The following is a 19861-nucleotide window of genomic DNA, read 5'->3' as shown; positions in this document are numbered from 1 at the left end:
TATATGATTAACAAAATGATTTAACACATTAAAGGGGACTTTCAAAATGATCTTATTCGCTTATGCACTTGTATGTCTGATCTTCGGCACGACCTTTCTAGCTATCAAAATTGGTGTGGATGCTGGTGCGCCGCCCTTCTTTTCAGCTGGCTTACGTTTTTTCGTTGCAGGTGCTGTACTATTTCTATGGATGGTCTGGAAACGAAAGGCTAGCTTCTCCCTGCTCCTGCGTAAAGAAATGCTCTTCACCGGGTCTGCATTAACCTTTGGCACCTTCGCGGGTCTTTACTGGGCTGAACAATATGTATCTTCTGGGCTTGCAGCCGTACTCTCTGCGACCGGACCGATCATGATTCTATTACTCCAAACCTCTATTCTTCGTCAAAAAGCACCCGCCATCTCCCTATATGGCTGCATTATCGGATTAACTGGTGTATTGCTGCTCGTTCTACCTAATCTTGTCGTTGATATTTCACCGCTATGGCTCATCGGCTGCGCAGCTGTCCTCATTGGGGAATGCTGTTACGCAGTAGGTGCGATTTATTCTAAAAAAGTAATCAACAGTATGCCCGAGGTCTCTCCAATCGCACTTAATGCAGCCCAAATGATGTATGGTGGTGTGTTATTATTCATTCTTTCTTTAGCCACCGAAAATGTACATCCTGAGTTTCTGCTCTCTTACGAGACCGCAGGTTCACTGCTCTATCTAATCGTAATCGGCTCGATGGTCGGTCATTCGTTGTTCTACTGGCTCGTCGCTAAGACAACTCCTGTGTTTCCTTCTACCTGGCTCTATATTTCTCCACCGATTGCCGTAGGGGTTGGCTTTTTCTTTTATAATGAGGCCGTGAATTGGGTTACGATCCTCGGTGTATTCACCATTATTGCTGGAACCATCCTGGTCAATGCTGACGCCTTGAAGCAATTAATGCTAAAGCGTAGGGTCCGTACATCTGCGTCAAGCAATAGCGTAAAACTTATAGTTATTAAAAAAAAGAATATATGACGTACTATATATTGCATTTATGACCTCTATTGCGTATTATATAACCAAGTTAAACTAAAAAAATCTATATATGACTCATATATGAAAGGAGGATTCGCTTAACGGCGCTTCTTTTCTAAAGAGGAATGCCTTTTTATCTGAAGTGGAGGGAATTACGATCGAACTGACACCACGTCAACTAGAAATCATTGATATTGTGAACAAAAGAGCTCCGATTACCGGCGAACAGATAGCCGAATGTCTGAATTTAACACGGCCAACGATTCGCTCCGATCTCTCTGTTCTGGTTATGCTCAAATATATCGATGCTAAACCTAAAGTCGGTTACTTCCCGGGACTCAAATCATCTAATCGTCTGGGAAGCAATTATTTGTTGCAGGAGACAATGGTAAAAGAGATTCAGAGTGTACCTATTATTATCCGTGAGACTACTACGATTCAAGATGCCGTAGTTACGCTATTTCTACAGGATGTTGGTACCCTTATTATTTGTGACGAAGAGGGCAAGCTCACCGGAGTTGCTTCACGTAAAGATTTCCTGAAGGTAACTCTTGGCAATCCGGGTGCAGTTTCCATGCCCGTAAGCATGGTCATGACTCGCCAGCCCAAAGTGGTCACAACTTCACCAGATGAGACGGTGCTTGATGCCGCACATAAAATGATTTTTCACGAGGTAGATAGTTTACCGGTAGTTGTTCCCAGCGCCGCAGAAGACAGTGGTACGAAACTGGATGTCATAGGACGCTTAACGAAAACTGCTATCGTAAAACTTCTCCTCGAACTTGAAACCAAAGGATAACAGGAGGAATTCATGAGCATCGAGCAATCTTCCAACCTAATAACGATCTGCTCAGATTCTATAGGAGATACGGCGGAAGCTGTCGTGCAGGCCGTCATTCACCAATTCCAGAATCAGCAAATCACCATCAAAAGATACGGGAACATTAGACATGAAGATGAGCTCCGGAAGCTTATGGAAGAAGCCGCGCAGCATAAAGGTTTTGTCGTCTATACGCTGGTGCAGCCGGAGCTAAGAGAAATGATTAAAGAAGAGGCTGTACGGCTTGACCTTCGGATCGTAGATATCATGGGTCCAATGATGCAAGCTTTCATTGATACGTTTGACGATGCTCCTCAGCAGCGACCAGGTTTATTGCACCAGCTTGATGAGAACTACTTCCGCCGTATGGAGGCTATTGAATTCACAGTGGCCTGTGATGATGGCCGCGATCTCGGCGCCATGCTGAAGGCTGATATCGTTCTGCTAGGAATGTCCCGTACCTCGAAAACGCCACTTAGTATCTTTTTGGCCCATCGGGGAAAAAAAGTCGTTAACTATCCGATTATTCCGGAAATTGCTCCTCCGCAAGAGCTGCTAAGCTTGCCGTCGAACCGATTGATCGGACTTACCATGAAGCCGGAGTATATGCTGAAAATTCGCTCCGAGCGGCTGAAGGTGCTTGGGTTACCGACTGGCTCCCAATATGCAAGTCTGGAGCGGATTACAGAGGAGATGGAATATGCCTCTTCTCTGTTCAATAAGCTAGGCTGTCCTGTAATCGATATTACCGACAAAGCTATAGAAGAAACTGCCGGCATTATTATGGGTTATATCTAACATTCGGAATAAAAATATATGGAATGCACTGGAGGGAATTAGAATGGATCGCGAACTGGCTCTTGAGATTGTACGGGTAACTGAACTAGGTGCATTATCCTCAGCTCGCTGGATCGGGCGGGGAGATAAAAATGCGGCAGATGATGCAGCCACGACTGCCATCCGCTCCATGTTTGATTCCGTCTCCATCGACGGAACGGTCGTCATTGGTGAAGGAGAGATGGATGATGCTCCAATGCTCTATATTGGCGAGAAAGTCGGGAATCAAAAGGGTCCTTCTGTCGATGTAGCCGTCGATCCTCTGGAAGGTACTGAAGTGGTCGCCTGTGGTCTACACAATGCCCAATCCGTGATTGCCATAGCAGATCAAGGCAGCCTACTGCATGCTCCAGACATTTATATGGAGAAACTCGCTTGCGGTCCTGAGCTTGCCGGGAAGCTTAGTCTTGAAGACCCTGTGGAAGTCACTCTCCAGAAAGCATGCCTCTTCAGTCGCAAGTCCCTCTCCGAGCTAACCGTAATGGTTCTTGACCGCAAACGGCATGAACAACTCATTCATAGCCTGCGTGAAGCGGGTGTACGGATTAAGCTGCTCGGTCATGGCGATGTGGCTGGCGCTATTGCGGCAGCCCTGCCGGATAGTGATGTCGATTTGTATATGGGCTCGGGCGGAGCACCTGAAGGCGTCCTTGCTGCCGCCGCACTGAAATGTCTTGGTGGAGAAATGCAAGGTCGTTTGCTTCCCGATGGGCCTCTTGAACAGCAGCGCTGTGTGCGCATGGGGATTGCCAATCCTACACGAGTGCTATACATGGAGGATATGGTAGGTACAGGCGACGTACTCTTTGCCGCCACTGGCGTAACTTCAGGTGAGTTCCTAAACGGTGTTCGTTTTATTGGCAAAGAACGAGCCGAGACGCATTCGGTCATCATGCGGGCGCAGAGCCGAACGATCCGCTACATCCGCAGCATTCATTTCCTTCCCGGCAAAGAAATACCGGATGCATTAACTGTTAGACAGAACGTTGCCTCTCTATAGCATTACACAAAAAAACAGGCTATCTCACCAGCTCACCCTTGGCTAGTGAAATAGTCTGTTTTTATTACTAAATAGCTAATCATCTCTTATTTATTTCTAATGCGCTCACTCGCTAAGGTATCCATGGCATCCATGGTTCCGGTAGCTTGAGCCAAATTTCTCGCCTCTTGTTGATCAGCGGCTCTAAGCGCATCGCTTTCCTTTACACTGCCATCATAATTTCGATTTTCAGCTGTATTTTTATTCGCAATTTCCTCAAAACGGTCTGCGTTCAGACTATTATGCTGTACGAAGATCCGCTTCACTTCTTCTTCCTTCTCCGCACCCTCTACATCCACCATTACAAGGATATGACCTTCACCTACGTAGTTATCGTAACGCTTGGCTTCCTCTTCAGGAATGCCAAGACCAATAAGACCACCAACCAGTCCACCGCTACCAGCACCTATTGCCGCTCCAGCCAGCGTTGCCGCAAGCGGTCCGGCTGCGATAATCGGGCCAATACCAGGAATAGCCAAAGCGCCTATCCCCATCAAGAGCCCTGTCAAACCACCCAGCAGGCCACCAGTAGCTGCACCAGTAGCTATGCCTTCCGGCGCTTGAGTTCCTGACTCATCTCTAAGTGAATCCACGCTATCATTATTTCTCGCGATAATCGAAATGTCCTCCGTCCTGCAGCCTTGACGTTTCAATTCTTCAATAGCCCTCGAAGCTTCGTATTCGGCAGCAAAGACACCCACTATTCTCTTATTCATCTCCATTACCTCCTAGTGATCGAAGTTAGCTCATACGTTCAGCTTCATAGCTTACTTAACCAAACTGGGCAGGGATAAACTTCTATCTCAGAATTCATAAAGTATTCCAAGTAATGTACCTGCTAAAATATACTGTATAATAAAAGAAGACGGGCAAATTTGCCCTTGGTTAACTCTATAAAAGAAAGAGACGGAAGCAATCATGGCGATATTTAATTATAATTCTGAGCGTCCCTTCAGAGGTAATCCCGATCTGCATCTCCATTACTGGGGTCGGGAGCAGTGTCTCCCTGGACATTTTTTCGGACCTGGGGTTCGTGACGTATACAAAATACATTTCATTCATGAGGGAACGGGCAAGGTATCTGTGGGAGAACAAACCCATATCTTGCAAGCGGGTCAAGCTTTTCTTACCTACCCTCATATCGTTACTTCTTATGCAGCGGACCTGACCAATCCTTGGATCTATTCATGGGTAGCCTTTACCGGAGAACAAGTATCCTATATTTTATCCAAAACCTCCTTGACCCCTGAGCAGCCGATCTTCCCGATGGATGAACAGCTTATGCCTAATCTCTACGAACGCCTGACAGAAGCAGCCGATACTTCAGATTGTCTTGACCTGCCGCTAAAAGCAATCATGTATGATTTTTTCTCCCTTTTGCTACAAGCGGTGCCAGCTGTTCCGGATGTACTTCCTTTACCGCGTCAAAAGAGTATTTATGTCGAGCAAAGTCTCCACTTTTTGCATACCCATTATTGTGAGAACATTTCGGTAGAAATGCTGTCTTCTTCTCTCAAGCTGGATCGCAAATATTTATCTTCCTTGTTCAAACGGACCATCGGTATGCCGCCACAGCAGTATTTATTGAATTACCGAGTCGCTAAAGCCTGCGAGCTTCTGACAGAAACCCTCTGTACTATCGGTGAGATTTCGCGTTCCGTCGGCTATCAGGACCCCTTACTCTTTTCGCGGATGTTCAAGAAGGTGAAAGGTTGTTCTCCAAAAGAATACCGTGTCCGTCATCTCGAAAATGACATTGTGCTATAAACTTCTTCCTTGCTGACATACGTTTGTCCGGGATCTTTCGCTACAATAAGGACGTAACGTAATCAGAAATAAGTCTTTTTAGGAGGAAATAATGATGTATAACGCAAGCGCTACCAGATATGACAATATGAAATATAACCGCACTGGAAAAAGCGGTCTACTCCTTCCGGCGATCTCGCTTGGACTATGGCATAACTTTGGCGGCAACGACTTATTTGAGAATGGTCGCGCCATGGCAAGAAGAGCTTTCGATCTTGGAATCACTCATTTTGATCTCGCTAATAACTACGGTCCTCCAGCAGGCTCCGCTGAAGAAAGCTTTGGTCAAATCCTTAAGAAGGATCTTGCTCCTTATCGTGATGAAATGATCATCTCTACTAAGGCTGGATATTATATGTGGGCCGGCCCTTATGGCGAATGGGGCTCCAAGAAATATCTCGTCTCCAGTTTAGATCAAAGCTTGAAACGTATGGGACTCGATTATGTAGATATTTTCTACCACCACCGTCCAGATCCGAATACACCACTGGAAGAAACTATGGCTGCACTGGATCTCATTGTACGCCAAGGTAAAGCGTTGTATGTTGGGATTTCGAATTATAACCCTGAACAGACACGTGAAGCGGCACAAATTCTGCGTCGCCTTGGAACGCCATGCCTGATTCATCAACCAAACTACTCCATGATGTCCCGCTGGATTGAAGACGGCTTGCAAGATGTATTAGCTGAGGAAGGTATCGGTTCGATTGTGTTCTCCCCACTACAAGGAGGCATTTTGACCGACCGTTATCTGAACGGAATCGCTCCTGATTCTCGCGCTGCTGGACCTAGTGTATTCCTGTCCGAGAATGCTATTACTGAAGAGGCGATCGGCAAAGTTCGCAAACTGAACGAGATTGCTGCTGCACGTGGACAAAAAATGTCTCAGCTAGCGTTGTCTTGGGTACTCCGCGGAGGTAAAGTCACTTCTGCTCTGATCGGCGCAAGTAAGGTGAGCCAGATTGAAGATGCTGTCGCTTCCTTGAATGCACCGGAGCTAAGCGCAGAAGAGCTGGAGCAAACCGAGAAGATTTTGCGAGGATAATTATAGATTAAATCATAAAGACGGCCAATGAGGTCAGGCAGCTTAAGCTGCTCTGGCACTTCATTGGCCGTTTTTTTCCTACTCACCCAAATATCTGCGTAATATACACCATAATTAATAATCCAAAGATAAATGAATACGTTGAAGGCCGTTCGTAACCATGACCATGACTCTCTGGAATAAGCTCCTTGTAGACGATGAATAGCATAGCCCCGGCTGCAAAAGCAAGACCATAGCCCACTACATTTTGCAGATAACTGGCTGTAAAATAGCCGATCACCGCAGATACCATTTCCATAAGTCCGGTAAGCGTAACAATTCCCAGAGCTTTTAACTTGCTTGTTCTAGAATTCATCAAAAAGACTGCAAGAATCAATCCTTCGGGCATATTTTGCGCACCAATTGCTATGGCCACGGTCGGACCCAGGCTTGCCTGTTCACTGGCATAACTGAATCCCGTACTAAGACCTTCTGGTATGTTGTGAATGAATAGCGCGATCAAAACGAGCAACGCCTTCGAATCCATATTGGTGTATCCAGGTTTATTCTCCACGTCGATATGCGGAATGTTTTTTTCAATTAAATCGAGAAGCAGTACACCTGTAATCAAGCCTAGAGTTAAAGCGATAATCCCCGATTCTTTAATCGCTTGCGGCATGAGTCCAAATGTAGAAGCCGATACCATAATACCTGCTGTAAAAGCAACGAGAACGTCCTTCCACTTCTCAGATAACCTCTTCACAAACAGGATCGGAAACGCTCCAAGCACCGTAGCCATTGCTGATACAAAGCTGCCAATAAGCGCAGTTTCCAAGTTTTCAACTCCTTTGGTACAAGTTCGGATAGACCAACATATGTTAACACAAAAAGTATTATTACTTCTATATAGCTTTTCCGAATAGTGCGCTAATCATAAAAAGACCCCCATGGGCTCTATTGGGACTGACCCCCGTTTGTGAGACAGGGATCAAAACACCTTACAAGTTTAAGTAGCCAGTCGCCGGAAATCCATCGGTGACTGGTTATTTAGTTTCGCTTGAATTCGAAATGAGTTATAGTAAATGATGTAGTCTCGAATGGTCTCTACAACGATTGCAGTCGTTGTAGATGTGAGATCTTCGAGGTAGAACGTTTCAGACTTTAGGGTGGAATGAAACGATTCAATGGGGGCATTATCAGCGGGCGTTCCTTTACGGGACATGCTCATGGTAATGCCTTTTCCTTTTACAGCTTCCTGGTACGCAAAGGACGTATACACGCTGCCCTGGTCGCTATGCAGCAACATCTTTTCCTGCTTTGGAAGTTGATTTAACGTATCCAACACCAAAGAGGTATCTTGTTTATCTGCTATACTGTAAGCCACAATCTCACCATTGTACAAGTCTAGAATGCTGGAGAAGTACAACATCTTCCCGCCAAATGGCAAATAGGTAATGTCCGTGACGAGTTTTTGCAGAGGTGCTTCTGCATGAAACTGTCGCTTGAGCAGATTTTCAAAGGAGTGTACAGATTGCCCAGTCACCTTTCGTTTTTTCATCCTCACGCGGCACTGAAGCCCCTCACACTGCATGATCCGCTGGACTCGCTTGTGATTTATACTCTGCTCTATCCGAAGGAGCGCCGTGATTTTCCGGTACCCGTAGCGGAATTTATGACGGATGCAAAGCTCCCGGATTTTCTCCACCACTTTGTCTGTATGCTTTGTCCCCACAGCTGCTTTCCAGCGGTAGTAAGTCGTTCTTGCGATTCCGAGCCATCTACAAGCCTCAGACACCGTCACTTCGTTTCGAATGGATTCGATCCAGGCAATAACGGCCTCTGGTTCCACCTCCTCTCCAACTCCTCGTACTTTTTTAGCAGTTCTAATTGTTGTTTTAAGAATCGGTTCTCTGCCTTTACTCTTTCGAGCTCCGAAGAGTCCTCCGGACCTTTTCCATAGCTGTACTGTTTACCCACCGGCTGCTGCAAACGATGCCGTTCACCATTTCGATTCCATCTCATCCATGTCTTTAGCTGTGTCTTATTCCGTATTCCGAGCTGCTCCATAACCTCTTTCACAGGTACGCCTGCTAATCTCATTTCTATAGCTTTCATCTTTATTTCCACGGGATAACTTACTCTGGTTGCCAATGCAAAAACACCTCCAAGATGATCTCCTTATCTTACGACAAGGTTCCATTCTTTTGAAGGTGTTTTGATTTGTCTCACGTTATGGGGTCAGTCCCATTCATACCCTAAGGAGGTCTTTGTCTAACATGTAATTACGCGATTCAGTTACACTAGCTTCTTCCGAATCATGCCGGAAATCAAATCAATAATCGTAATCATCACAATAATGCCTAGTAGTATAATTCCGACACGGTCCCAATTCCGTGAACTGAGGGCGAAGATTAACGGCGTACCAATCCCCCCAGCTCCAATCACACCCAGAATCGTAGCTGAGCGAACGTTAATTTCGAACCTGTATATAGTGTAGGATAGAAAGCCTGGCAATACCTGCGGCACAACAGCAAACCATAACACCTGCATGCGGCTGGCGCCAGAAGAAATTAAGGCTTCAAGTGGACCGTTATCAATATTTTCAATCTCATCCGCGAACAATTTGCCGAGCATGCCCACGGAATGCAGTCCCAGAGCCAGTACACCCGCAAATGAACCCGGCCCAACAGCCTTGATAAACAGCAAAGCCATAATGATCTCCGGGAATGTCCGTATAAAGCTTAACACCAGCTTACCGGAACCCGAAATCACCTTTCCCTTGCTCATGTTGACCGCAGCCCAAAAAGCAAAAGGGATACATATGAAGGTCGAGATAAAAGTTCCTAAAATTGAAATAGCAAGCGTTTCAAGCAATCCACGAAGCAGATCCTCCCCATCTGGTAAATAAACGAAGGCCCAGTCAGGTGAGAATATCCCAGCAAAGATCGCCTTAGTAATGACCCCGGCGGTTTCTTTAAATCCATTAAACGGCACTCCGGAAAAAGCCCAAATGTACACTACCACTAATGCCACATAAATCAGTAGGCGGAAGCGATTTTTACGAGGTTTAGGGACAAGGGTATTCCATGATTTACTCATATTAATTTCTCCCGCAGCTTAGTGCTTACATAATCAATAATCAATACTACTGCTAATGTGAACAAGATAATGGTGCAAGTCTTATCGTATTCTAAAAAGCCTAATGTCACTTCATAGTAATGGCCGATTCCACCCGCGCCTACCAAACCTAAAACTGCTGCAGCACGGACATTGATCTCAAAGGCATACAGCACATAGGACATGAAATGAGCCTGTACCTGTGGAATGACTCCGAATATAATTCGTTGCGTCTTATTCGCTCCGACTGAAGTCATTGCTTCCAAAGGTCCCTTTTCAATCGTCTCCAACGATTCATACGTAAGCTTGGCGATCAGCCCCAGCGAAAATACCGTCAAAGCAAATATTCCCGGAAGCGCACCGAGACCGAAAATGGCGACAAAAATAGAAGCCAGCAATAGATCAGGAATTGTGCGGATCAAATTCAGCAGCATACGCACTGGATAATGAAGCCATCGACTTTGCGTAATATTGCTTGCACACAGTAGTGCAACGGGAACTGCAAGAATGGCACCAAACGTTGTACCGACCAATGCCATCCGGATCGTCTCCAGCATCGCATCTATAATATTGTCAAAATACCCCCAGTTTGGAGGGAACATTTCCTTAAGCAGATCCAGCATATTCGGCAGACCGGAGATCAGCTCACCGATAGATGAATCGGTCAAAACTGCACTTCTCCACAGTAATACTACTAATATGATGACTGTGAAATAATGCTTTATTTTCCTTGGCGGTTTGGGGTGTAGTTTCTCTGCATTCAAATTCATATCACATGCCCCCGATTACAGGCTCACCTAACAACTCATCCTGATGAATCGGTCTTCCGTAAATCTCAGCGAACTTCTCATCGGTTGCCTCCGATACAGGGCCATCGAAGACCACTTCTCCTGCTCGGAGTCCGATAATCCGGGTAGCATATTCTCTAGCAAGATCGATAAAGTGCAAGTTCACGATGGTGGTGATCCCAAGCTCCACATTAATTTTTTTCAAATCATCCATAACCTGCTTGGTCGTGAGCGGATCTAGTGAAGCGACAGGTTCATCTGCAAGGATAATTTGCGCCTCCTGCGCAAGAACACGGGCAATAGCCACGCGCTGCTGCTGACCTCCAGATAGTTGATCTGCACGTGTGTAGGCCTTCTCAGCAATATTGACCCGATCGAGAGACTCGAAGGCTAAATCAATATCCTTCTGTGGGAATTTGCCAATGATCGTCCGTATTGTGGAATGATAGCCGACCCGCCCTGCCAATACATTACGAAGCACCGTCGTACGTTTGACTAAGTTAAAGCTTTGGAAGATCATTCCGATATTTCTACGGATCATTCGGAGCTTGCTTCCCTTTGCCTTCGTGATGGATTGCCCATTGATAAAAATATCGCCTTCTGAAATATCATGAAGCCGGTTAATGGAACGCAGCAAGGTTGACTTCCCCGCTCCAGAAAGACCAACAATAGCTACAAATTCCCCAGCTGGAATAGTCAGATTAATGTTGTTCAAGCCTTTAGTTCCATTTTGATACGTCTTGGATACATTCTGAATCTTTATCATGAAATCATTCCTTTGTGTGTGTTTTCGTATAATCGTATAAAAGAGAAAGAGATAGCCAGATCCGGGGGGGAATCCGGAGCTGGCTATCCTTAATGACTGTTATACACCAACATCGTTGTATCCTTGAACGGCTTGGACTACTCTGTTTTTACTTTATTGTTGTATTCACGAACAATGTCAAAGTTGCTATCTTGTGACTTCACATATCCTTCATGAGAATAAATTTCTTTAACAATCTCATGTCCTTCTTTGTCAGCTGCGATATCAATGAATGCTTGCTGAATCTTCTCCATCCATTCCTTGTTCATATCTGAACGAACCGAAATCGTATCGTTAGGGATTTTATCAGTGAAGGCAAGAACTTGGGTATCTTCAAATACTTTCGGATAATCCTTAAGGACTACATTACGAGCATCTTGGAAAATAGCTGCTGCATCTACGTCACCGTTCAGCACAGCAAGTACGCCTTGATCATGTCCTTTAACCGTGATGGCTTGTACATCTTTCAACGGATCAAGTCCTGCATCCATCAGCGTTGCAGCCGGCCATACAAAACCTGCTGAGGATGTAACGTTTTGATAGGCAATTTTTTTGCCTTTCAAATCGGCAACGGATTTGATCGCAGAATCTTTCTTAACAATAATCATAGATTTGTAGAAATCAGCTAATTCATCTGTCGGAGCACCCGTTTCATCATTTACTCCAAAACGTTGAGCTTGAAGAATAACTTCAGCAGCTCCTTTTTCTTTTGCTAATACGTAAGCTGTTGGAGGAAGGAAGCCCACATCCACTTTTTTGGAAGCCATAGCTTCGATAACTGTGTTGTAATCAGTCGAGACACTTACTTCTACAGGAATACCGAGTTTATCACCCAGTAATTTTTCAAGAGGTTTCGCCTTAGCTTCGAGCGTATCTGCATTTTGGGAAGGGACAAATTGTACTGTAAGCTTCTCTGGAACATAACCCTCTGCTACAGGAGCTGCCGTTTCCTTCGGTGCATTTGTTCCATCTATCGATCCTTGGTTTGCAGTATTAGTAGTGTTATTAGCACCACAACCACTAAGCAGTGTAATAGACATCATTAGCGGCAATACGAATTTACTTATTTTTCTCAAACGAAAGACCTCCACTGTTTTCTTTTTTTTTAGTACTTCTAGACTATAAATATTTTGTATTAAATCTAGGGCATCTAACTATTAAATATATGTAAAATTTATTTTAATCTCTTAAAATTTCCAAATTATCTGATAGAATGGGGGTCTGAACTTATAATTTGCAGGAGGCTTCCCATGAATAAAGACAACACTTTAACCTGTGAAATCCTCATAACAAGTGATCTACATGGGCACTTAGGACCCATTGATTACCGTACAGGTGAGAAACGACAAAAGGGCTTAGCAACCATTTCCAGCCTTATTAAACAAGAAAGATCCCATTGTCCGGAACTGATTCTTCTGGATAACGGTGATCTTATTCAAGGGACACCGCTAGCTTATTATGCAGCCACGCAGTACAGTGACGAATTAAATCCAGGCATAGCTGCACTGAACGAATTAAAATATGACGCTGCAATTATCGGCAACCATGAGTTTAATTTTGGTAAGCCACTGCTCAATAAAGCCATTCAGGATTCCAAATTCCCTTGGTTATCTGCTGGGATTATAGATCGCACGACATGTGAGCCCGCATTTGGTAAACCTTATATCATCAAGTGGGTAGACCAAAAAATCAAGATAGCCATTCTAGGGGTAACCACACATTACATTCCCCACTGGGAGAATCCTGTCCATATAGAAGGACTTCAATTTAAGGATTCGTTAGAGACTGTAAAACTTTGGTGTGCCACGATACGAGAAGAAGAACAGCCCGATTTACTCGTTGTAGCTTATCATGGCGGATTTGAGCGCGACCTCATTAGTGGTGAACCTGTAGAGAGACAAACTGGGGAGAATCAAGCCTACGCAATGTGCACAGAGGTTGAAGGCTTAGATGTGTTAATTACCGGACATCAGCATCGCTTCATAGCTAGTGAGCTAAATGGTGTGACGATCATACAGCCTGGTTGTAATGGGCATTCCCTAGGTAAGATTTCAGTAATCTTTCAAAAAGAAAACGAGCATTGGAAGATGAAGAGTAAACAAGCCGAACTCCTTGCTGTGGACGACAAGACCGCTGTAGATGATACACTTCTAGAGCTTAGCAGTACTCTTGAATCAGAAACAGAAACCTGGCTGGATGAGAGAATAGGTACAGTTATCGGTGATTTATCTATTTCTAGTGCAGATGAATGCCGAATGGCTGACCATCCCTTTATAGAATTCATGAATAAAGTACAAATGGAGGCTACCGGTGTAGAAATCTCAACATCAGCTTTGCTCAGTAACGATTGCAAGGGTTTCAGTAACACCATTACACGGAGAGACATTCTTTCTAACTTCATTTACCCTAACACGCTAACTGTACTAAGACTGACCGGGCGAGATATAAAAGAGGCACTGGAACAAACCGCCAACTATTTCCAAAAGGATATAGAGGGAAATGTAATGGTTAACCCTGCTTATGTAGAACCTAAATCGCAACATTACAATTATGATATGTGGGAAGGCATCCACTACGAGCTTCATATCCATAAACCTGTAGGCAAAAGAGTCCTCCATCTGCTGTATCATGGGCAGCCTGTAGAGGACTCTAAGGAATATGATGTTGTTATGAACAACTATAGAGCAAGCGGCGGTGGAGATTATGAGATGTATAAGGGCAAGCCGATTGTCAAAGAAGTACTGATCGACATGTCTGAAATTGTCACGAATTACATTGAAAAACGCGGTCAAATTGAAGCTACCTGTGATCACAACTGGAGAGTGGTTTAAGTTGTGCTGATGAATGCCTTAATATCGGTTTCTATCAGCTTTAAAGCCCCTCTCCAAAAATCAATGGAATGTACATCAATATCCATAAACTTTGCTACATCTGCAATATTATGCTTGCTGGTAGCACTAAGGAACTGACGATACCGGGCGACGAATCCCTCGCCCTTTTTTAAATATTCTGCGTAGAGTCCTTTAGCGAATAATAGTCCGAAAGAATACGGGAAGTTCATAAATTCATAACCAGCCATAAAATAGCCGGCCTTGTTCATCCACATGTAAGGATGGATCGTGTCAGGATCAATGCTCTCACCGTAAGCTTCCACCATACAAGTAATCATCAATTCGTTCAGCTCTTGAACAGGAAGCGGACCTAAGGCTCTTCTCTCATATAATTTAAGCTCAAATAAATAACGAGCATAAAAGTCTACAAGATAATACCCAGCATCGGAAATACTTCTCTCCAATAGAAGCAGCGCTTCCTTCTTGGTCGAACTAGTGAGTAGTGCCTGATTTACAATTGTTTCGCAAAAGATCGAAGCCGTTTCGGCAATCGGTATCGGGTAATCTGTATTCAGCATCGTTTCATTCCCCAGACAGGAGCTATGATACGCATGGCCGAGCTCATGGGCAAGGATACTAATATCTATAGCATTTCCGGTGAACTGGGTCATGATTCTGCTCTCGCCTATCGGAAAAATATCAATGCAGAGCCCATATCCACCCTTACCCGCTCTAGGTTCTGCATCAATCCATTGCTGATCAAAAGCCTTTTGCGCTAAACTGGCCAATTCCTCGCTAAAGGTTCCGAAGCTAGAGACAATTGTTTTTTGAGCATCTTCGTAAGAGATTTTTACACTTTCTTCGCCAATCGGTGCAAAAATATCGTAAAAAGGCAGCTTGGTGGAATGTCCCAGCAATTCGGCTTTCTTTTGATAATAGGTATGAAAAGCTGGCAGACTCTCCTGAAGAGCGGCGAGCATTGCCGATAAAGTTTCACTGTCCATTCGCGATGCCACTAACACCTTTTCCAGAGAAGATTGATATCCACGCATGCCATAAACCGTTAGCGCCTCACCACTTATTCCATTCATGCAAGCTGCACAAACCCCAGCAATACGGCTGCAAGCTTCAGCCTCGGCTTCATAAGCCGCTTTTCTTAATGTAGCGTTATTCTCATAGGCCATACTCCTTAGTTCCGCAAGCGTTACTTTCTTAGTTTCCCCTTGTACTACCACATCTGCTAGTGTACTCGATACGCTCTCCATGTAGAGCCTTCCCCACGCTTTAGAACCCGTGCTCTGCATTCTGGCAATTGCAACTTCCACTTCCTCATTTAATACATAACGGGATTGCAGAAGAAGCTCCTTTAAATAAAATCGATGCTTCAAAAGATAAGTTGAGCTAACGATAAGCTCATCTATGTGATCACAAGTACTAATCCAACGGTTAAAACCCGCAACTACTCCAGCAATCTCTGAGCTCAAATGTTCAATATCATCCGCAAGATCCATGGCTTCCTCAGAACTGCTGTCTGCGCTAAGCGTTAACTCTGCATAAGCTAATAAACATACATATACGCTTTTATAATCGTTGTAGAGTCTTAGAAAGTTCTCGATCGCTGCGACGGAAACACCTTCAAGTTTTAGTTTGCCCTCAGCCCAGGCTTTTAAATCTATAATAAGTTGACCCAGTAACTCGCGATCCCCTTTCAACTTCTCCGATTCAAACGAGGGGTATATGCTATCCAAATTCCATGTCATATTCATTCGCAAACCTCTTCCCCATCGATTACTTTCTTCTAAGCATAATCCATAACGACAAAAAAGTGCATCGACATAATGTACTTCCTCTCTTCACACAAAAAAAAGGACCCCGCCAACGTCTGGCAGGGTCAAGGTCTATATTATAAGGGGGTTATGTGATTACTATAACCCTCTTAGCTTAAAAGAATATGAATAGTAGATAAAGATTGGCTTAATCTAAAGATCTCTACCCTCTTCATGAACAAAAAAAAGGACCCTGCCAACGTCCGGCAGGGTCAAGGTCTATATTTAAGGGGGTTATGTGATTACTATAACCCTTACTATAACCCTTTTAGCTTAAAACGATATGAATAGTACCTAAAGATTAGCTTAATCTGAAATCATCCCTTATTGACTTAAAGCTGAAGGGTTATTTCTAGCCTTAGTAATCTGAATCCCAATATAAATCACTAGGAATAGCACCATGAATCCAGCAGAATAACGATACATCATCCCATAATTGGATGCTGCCGAGATCGCCCCAAGAATAATGGCCCCACTGGCTACCCCTAAATCTGTAGAGTTATAAAACATACTGTTCGCCATGCCATACTGTGCAGGTGTAGACGTCCGAAGCATCCAAGCCTGTATAGTTGGCTGAATGGCTCCAAAGCCGAGTCCATACAGCAGTGCGGAGACAATGAGCATTGGCATGGATGCCGTATACGAGAGCACCGTTAAGCTCGCGACAACACAAACCGCTGCGGGAATCAGAACAGCAGCGGGTCCTTTTTTATCAAATAGTCTGCCGGAAATAGGTCTAATAATGATGATTGTAATCGCGTTAAATAAGAAGAACAAACCCACTTGCTCTAAATGTACCGCTTCACCGAATAAAGCGATGAAGCTAAGCAATCCCCCATAAGTGATCGCGAGCAAGACATTCAATATTGCGGGCAATACTAACTTTGTATTAAAAGGAACCTTAATTGGTTGGGATGGTGCAATGGATCGCTCAATAGGCTGTTTTTTCGATACAGCAGGAAGCGAACGTGAGAAGAACAGGACTGGAAAGGCAAGAAGCAAAGTAAATGTTCCGATCATCGCCAGTGTTCCAAACCCCGATTGCTTCATTACGTTCAAGCCAATCATAGGACCAATGGACATTGCAAGACTGGTTGATAAGCCAAAATAGCCGATCCCTTCGCCCATTCTTTTGCTAGGGATAATCTGTGAAACAATCGTGGGAATAATCGTGCTGGCAATCCCGAACCCAATCCCATAGCCTACCCGCATCAGCAATAGTGACCCGATGGAGTCTGCTGCCACATAAAGACCGGTTATGGCAGCCGCGATGGCTAAACCAATATATAGTAGTACATTGCGGCTAACCCTCCGCATCAGAAAAGCAGTCATAAAACGTGAAGCAATCGCAGTTAGCGCAAATACACTTGTAACCAAGCTGACCATAATATCTCCGGCTTGAAATTCACTTTTTACATAAGACGGAAATGAAGATAGCAGCATCTGTAAATTCATAAATAAAAATAAAGCACTAATCGTTAATGCAATAAAAGACTTGGTCCAAAGCTTCGTACGTAGTTCTAGTTGTTCTGGCATAACTTACGTTCCTACTCTCCATCATTTATTTGATCGATATGATTGTTTATTCTTAGCAGCAATCCCATGAGCAGCTCATATTCATCACTAGAAATACAGTTCATAATCTCATCTGTGACTTGATCCTCAATAGGAAAGGTCTCCTTAATCAAAGCTCTTCCTTTTTCCGTAATATAAACCTTAAAAGAACGCCGATCATTCTCTCCCGTTCTTTTATAGATCAGTCCTTTTCCCTCCAAGTGATCCAGAATTCGCGTCGTAGTTGGTTTATCCTTACCTGAACGCTTCGCGATGTCCTTCTGAATCAACCCTTCCGTTCTATCGACTTGAAAAAGAACTGACCATTGCTCAGGTGTAATATCATATTCTTTTAGCCCATTTTGGAATAACGCACTTAACTTACGATAGGTCGTTCCCATCATAAACCCTAACGTAAGTTCGGATTGGTTATGCTGTGTTGTCATGATCAGCCCTCTTCTCATTTCAGCTCATTTTAAATAGTTGCTTAAACAATTATATTCTAGACAACTAATTTTGTAAAGGTGAGACAAAAACATATGCTAACTATTATTAAGTTGCTTGACAAAGTAAACTTGATGAAGTATTATTATCTCATGTTAAAGATACTTAACTTAAAGACAACTAGAGCGTAACACGCTTAATATTATTTATTTGAAGGTTGTGTAATTCATGGGATTTCTAGACAAACTATTTGGTAGAACAAAAATCGAGGAGGAACAAACAATGTCTAAATTAAACATCGGAATCATTCTGGGAAGTACTCGTCAAGGTCGTTTAAGCCCACAAGTAGGGGAATGGGTTAAAAAGGTAGCAGATGCACGTGGAGATGCTAATTATGAGATCGTAGATATCGCGGACTTCAAACTTCCACTAATGGGAGAAGTAGATGCCACTGAACAAGCAACTGCTTGGAATACAAAGCTAGCTACATTAGACGGTTTCGTATTTATCGTTCAAGAGTACAACCACAGTATTTCCGCATCACTGAAAAATGCACTCGATTACGCGCGTGAAGCTTGGAACAACAAAGCAGCGGGTATCGTAAGTTATGGTTCCGTAGGCGGCGCTCGTGCAGCTGAGCATTTACGTGGAATTTTGGGAGAACTGTCAGTAGCAGACGTTCGTGTACATCCGGCCTTGTCACTGTTCACTGATTTCGAGAACGGTGCTGTGTTCAAACCAGCGGATCTTCACCTGACCAATGTAAACGGCATGCTTGATCAAGTATTGGCTTGGAGCGGTGCGCTCAAAACATTGCGTTAAGATTAACCTGCTTTAATCTTATGAAATACACCTCTTGGAATAGACATTGGATAAACCTATGGGTTATCCGGTCGATTCTAAGGGTGTATTTTTTGTGTGTGATGAAATGACCACCCTAGAACAAGGAGCAATGATCATATGGTTTGGGCTTGCATTATTAACAGCTCTCGCTTGGGGAGGGCGAGTGTTTGGGGTGAAGTGCCCGGGCCATCGCATCTATATAGCGCTGAACGGCGCGCTGACTCACTTCCGCTTCTGGAACGAATATTTCGAAAAGATGAAAGCATCCGGGATACAAGTGAAATTCGATATCTACACCTGCTTGCGCAAGTCGTGTTACATATTCGATCGTCTCATCTCGGAATAGATCAAGCTGACCTACACATGTATAGGTTGGTGGCAGTCCTGCTAAGTTCTCCGCTCTCGTTGGTACCGCATAGGAAGATATCCTACTGGCATCGTTCTCCTCGCCCAGGTACATGTTCCAAGCCGTTAAATTGTCCGTCCGGTTCCAGATTGCACCTTCTTCCGTAATCTCATGGCTTGATGGCGTAATGTTACGGTTGTCGAGCATCGGATACAACGGCATCTGAAAGATAATGGAGGGTCCACCTTTATCTCGTGCCATCAGTGCAAGTGCTGCTGTCAGCCCGCCGCCACCGCTTGCACCAGCAATTGCAACCCGATTCTCATCAATGCCAAGCGATTCCGCCTCTTCCGTCATCCATACTAAACCAGCATAACAATCTTCGATTGCAGCTGGATAGGGGTGCTCGGGTGCCAGCCTATAATCAACCGACACGACAACACATCTAGCCGTCTGAACAAAGCGTTCACACAACTTGTCGTCCATATCAGGATGTCCTAACACGTATCCGCCCCCGTGAATCCACAGCATAGCTGGAAGCTTGTCAGCATTTCGCCCAGCAGGTTCATAAATTTTTACCAGCATCTCCCCTGCAACACCCGGAATTTTTCGACTGATTGTGTTTACATGCTCTGATTTCTTCACTGGCGGAGCCGACACTAAACTTCTGCTCCACTCTAAATTCTCTTCCAATTGAAACCCTGGAAATTGTGAATATGCCTCTCTTAATTCTGGTAGTATACGTTTATCGATACTCATGAAAATCCTCCAATAC

19 protein-coding genes are annotated in these 19861 nt (G+C 44.2%); 8 read left to right on the top strand and 11 right to left on the bottom strand.

What is annotated here, in order from left to right; genetic code table 11:
* Window positions 1-46 precede the first annotated feature (46 nt).
* From ACDZ28_RS14025 to glpX, 4 genes are all read left to right on the top strand, one after another.
* A complete protein-coding gene (locus ACDZ28_RS14025) occupies window positions 47-1006 on the top strand; it encodes a DMT family transporter (protein ID WP_375104984.1) in 960 nt (319 codons plus the stop codon).
* Window positions 1007-1148: 142 nt separating this feature from the next.
* Window positions 1149-1805 carry a CBS domain-containing protein gene (locus ACDZ28_RS14020; protein ID WP_341110825.1) on the top strand — a complete coding sequence of 219 codons (657 nt, stop codon included), beginning with the start codon at window positions 1149-1151 and terminating at the stop codon, window positions 1803-1805.
* A gap of 12 nt (window positions 1806-1817) precedes the next feature.
* A complete protein-coding gene (locus tag ACDZ28_RS14015; RefSeq protein WP_076117955.1) occupies window positions 1818-2624 on the top strand; it encodes a pyruvate, water dikinase regulatory protein in 807 nt (268 codons plus the stop codon).
* A gap of 43 nt (window positions 2625-2667) precedes the next feature.
* Complete coding sequence (gene glpX, locus ACDZ28_RS14010) at window positions 2668-3663, top strand: class II fructose-bisphosphatase (protein ID WP_375104983.1); 996 nt, start codon at window positions 2668-2670, stop codon at window positions 3661-3663.
* Window positions 3664-3749: 86 nt separating this feature from the next.
* Here the strand turns inward: glpX and ACDZ28_RS14005 are convergent, their stop codons facing one another.
* Entirely contained in the window at window positions 3750-4418 is a 669-nt protein-coding gene (locus tag ACDZ28_RS14005; RefSeq protein ID WP_375104982.1) for a general stress protein, read from the bottom strand.
* 202 nt (window positions 4419-4620) lie between these two features.
* On the opposite strand from ACDZ28_RS14005, the gene ACDZ28_RS14000 reads away from it, so the two are divergent.
* Window positions 4621-5469, top strand: coding sequence for an AraC family ligand binding domain-containing protein (locus ACDZ28_RS14000; protein WP_341110821.1), 849 nt, complete (start codon window positions 4621-4623; stop codon window positions 5467-5469).
* Window positions 5470-5560: 91 nt separating this feature from the next.
* Window positions 5561-6553: an aldo/keto reductase gene (locus ACDZ28_RS13995; RefSeq protein ID WP_375104981.1), complete on the top strand. Its 993-nt coding sequence runs from the start codon at window positions 5561-5563 to the stop codon at window positions 6551-6553.
* A gap of 82 nt (window positions 6554-6635) precedes the next feature.
* Here the strand turns inward: ACDZ28_RS13995 and ACDZ28_RS13990 are convergent, their stop codons facing one another.
* The 6 genes from ACDZ28_RS13990 to ACDZ28_RS13965 all read right to left on the bottom strand — a co-directional run bounded on the left by ACDZ28_RS13990 (window position 6636) and on the right by ACDZ28_RS13965 (window position 12318).
* Window positions 6636-7367, bottom strand: a complete 732-nt coding sequence (locus tag ACDZ28_RS13990) for a ZIP family metal transporter (protein ID WP_042124635.1) — start codon at window positions 7365-7367, stop codon at window positions 6636-6638.
* Between the two features lie 171 nt (window positions 7368-7538).
* Window positions 7539-8683 (bottom strand): IS3 family transposase gene (locus tag ACDZ28_RS13985; RefSeq protein WP_339287325.1). Its coding sequence is split into 2 segments (ribosomal slippage): window positions 7539-8395 and window positions 8395-8683, totalling 1146 coding nucleotides; the frame shifts between segments, so codons are not numbered across the junction.
* Window positions 8684-8827: 144 nt separating this feature from the next.
* On the bottom strand, window positions 8828-9631 hold the full coding sequence (gene phnE, locus ACDZ28_RS13980) for a phosphonate ABC transporter, permease protein PhnE (protein WP_375104980.1): 804 nt from the start codon (window positions 9629-9631) through the stop codon (window positions 8828-8830).
* Window positions 9628-10419: a phosphonate ABC transporter, permease protein PhnE gene (gene phnE / locus ACDZ28_RS13975; protein ID WP_375104979.1), complete on the bottom strand. Its 792-nt coding sequence runs from the start codon at window positions 10417-10419 to the stop codon at window positions 9628-9630. The genes phnE (ACDZ28_RS13980) and phnE (ACDZ28_RS13975) overlap by 4 nt, the downstream gene beginning before the upstream one ends.
* Before the next feature lies 1 nt (window position 10420).
* Window positions 10421-11203, bottom strand: coding sequence for a phosphonate ABC transporter ATP-binding protein (gene phnC, locus ACDZ28_RS13970; protein WP_375104978.1), 783 nt, complete (start codon window positions 11201-11203; stop codon window positions 10421-10423).
* A gap of 137 nt (window positions 11204-11340) precedes the next feature.
* Window positions 11341-12318: a phosphate/phosphite/phosphonate ABC transporter substrate-binding protein gene (locus tag ACDZ28_RS13965; RefSeq protein WP_375104977.1), complete on the bottom strand. Its 978-nt coding sequence runs from the start codon at window positions 12316-12318 to the stop codon at window positions 11341-11343.
* A 174-nt stretch (window positions 12319-12492) separates the two neighbouring features.
* Here ACDZ28_RS13965 and ACDZ28_RS13960 point away from each other — a divergent pair, with 174 nt between their 5' ends.
* Entirely contained in the window at window positions 12493-14073 is a 1581-nt protein-coding gene (locus tag ACDZ28_RS13960) for a bifunctional metallophosphatase/5'-nucleotidase (RefSeq protein ID WP_375104976.1), read from the top strand.
* Here the strand turns inward: ACDZ28_RS13960 and ACDZ28_RS13955 are convergent.
* From ACDZ28_RS13955 to ACDZ28_RS13945, 3 genes are all read right to left on the bottom strand, one after another.
* Window positions 14070-15839 (bottom strand): M3 family oligoendopeptidase, encoded by a 1770-nt coding sequence (locus ACDZ28_RS13955; protein ID WP_375104975.1) that lies wholly within the window; start codon window positions 15837-15839, stop codon window positions 14070-14072. The two genes, ACDZ28_RS13960 and ACDZ28_RS13955, sit on opposite strands and share 4 nt — an antisense overlap.
* Before the next feature lie 384 nt (window positions 15840-16223).
* Complete coding sequence (locus ACDZ28_RS13950) at window positions 16224-17435, bottom strand: MFS transporter (RefSeq protein ID WP_076117974.1); 1212 nt, start codon at window positions 17433-17435, stop codon at window positions 16224-16226.
* An 11-nt stretch (window positions 17436-17446) separates the two neighbouring features.
* Window positions 17447-17899: a MarR family winged helix-turn-helix transcriptional regulator gene (locus ACDZ28_RS13945; RefSeq protein ID WP_042124619.1), complete on the bottom strand. Its 453-nt coding sequence runs from the start codon at window positions 17897-17899 to the stop codon at window positions 17447-17449.
* Window positions 17900-18179: 280 nt separating this feature from the next.
* On the opposite strand from ACDZ28_RS13945, the gene ACDZ28_RS13940 reads away from it, so the two are divergent.
* Window positions 18180-18719 carry an NADPH-dependent FMN reductase gene (locus ACDZ28_RS13940; protein ID WP_375104974.1) on the top strand — a complete coding sequence of 180 codons (540 nt, stop codon included), beginning with the start codon at window positions 18180-18182 and terminating at the stop codon, window positions 18717-18719.
* A gap of 157 nt (window positions 18720-18876) precedes the next feature.
* Here the strand turns inward: ACDZ28_RS13940 and ACDZ28_RS13935 are convergent, their stop codons facing one another.
* Window positions 18877-19845, bottom strand: a complete 969-nt coding sequence (locus tag ACDZ28_RS13935) for an alpha/beta hydrolase (protein WP_042124615.1) — start codon at window positions 19843-19845, stop codon at window positions 18877-18879.
* Window positions 19846-19861: the final 16 nt, after the last annotated feature.

Origin of the sequence: Paenibacillus sp. RS8 (assembly GCF_041956825.1) — a bacterium.
In the GTDB taxonomy this organism is placed as follows: domain Bacteria; phylum Bacillota; class Bacilli; order Paenibacillales; family Paenibacillaceae; genus Paenibacillus_AQ.
Note: the sequence above shows the minus strand (reverse complement) of the source record. Positions and strands in the feature narration are given on the sequence as shown.

Excerpts from the sequence above, each read along its gene's own strand:
- ACDZ28_RS14025 (WP_375104984.1), top strand. The coding sequence starts at position 47 with ATGATCTTATTCGCTTATGCACTTGTATGTCTGATCTTCGGCACGACC.
- ACDZ28_RS14015 (WP_076117955.1), top strand. The coding sequence starts at position 1,818 with ATGAGCATCGAGCAATCTTCCAACCTAATAACGATCTGCTCAGATTCT.
- glpX (WP_375104983.1), top strand. The coding sequence starts at position 2,668 with ATGGATCGCGAACTGGCTCTTGAGATTGTACGGGTAACTGAACTAGGT.
- ACDZ28_RS14005 (WP_375104982.1), bottom strand. The coding sequence starts at position 4,418 with ATGAATAAGAGAATAGTGGGTGTCTTTGCTGCCGAATACGAAGCTTCG.
- ACDZ28_RS14000 (WP_341110821.1), top strand. The coding sequence starts at position 4,621 with ATGGCGATATTTAATTATAATTCTGAGCGTCCCTTCAGAGGTAATCCC.
- ACDZ28_RS13995 (WP_375104981.1), top strand. The coding sequence starts at position 5,561 with ATGATGTATAACGCAAGCGCTACCAGATATGACAATATGAAATATAAC.
- phnE (WP_375104980.1), bottom strand. The coding sequence starts at position 9,631 with ATGAGTAAATCATGGAATACCCTTGTCCCTAAACCTCGTAAAAATCGC.
- phnE (WP_375104979.1), bottom strand. The coding sequence starts at position 10,419 with ATGAATTTGAATGCAGAGAAACTACACCCCAAACCGCCAAGGAAAATA.
- phnC (WP_375104978.1), bottom strand. The coding sequence starts at position 11,203 with ATGATAAAGATTCAGAATGTATCCAAGACGTATCAAAATGGAACTAAA.
- ACDZ28_RS13960 (WP_375104976.1), top strand. The coding sequence starts at position 12,493 with ATGAATAAAGACAACACTTTAACCTGTGAAATCCTCATAACAAGTGAT.
- ACDZ28_RS13955 (WP_375104975.1), bottom strand. The coding sequence starts at position 15,839 with ATGAATATGACATGGAATTTGGATAGCATATACCCCTCGTTTGAATCG.
- ACDZ28_RS13950 (WP_076117974.1), bottom strand. The coding sequence starts at position 17,435 with ATGCCAGAACAACTAGAACTACGTACGAAGCTTTGGACCAAGTCTTTT.
- ACDZ28_RS13945 (WP_042124619.1), bottom strand. The coding sequence starts at position 17,899 with ATGACAACACAGCATAACCAATCCGAACTTACGTTAGGGTTTATGATG.
- ACDZ28_RS13940 (WP_375104974.1), top strand. The coding sequence starts at position 18,180 with ATGTCTAAATTAAACATCGGAATCATTCTGGGAAGTACTCGTCAAGGT.
- ACDZ28_RS13935 (WP_042124615.1), bottom strand. The coding sequence starts at position 19,845 with ATGAGTATCGATAAACGTATACTACCAGAATTAAGAGAGGCATATTCA.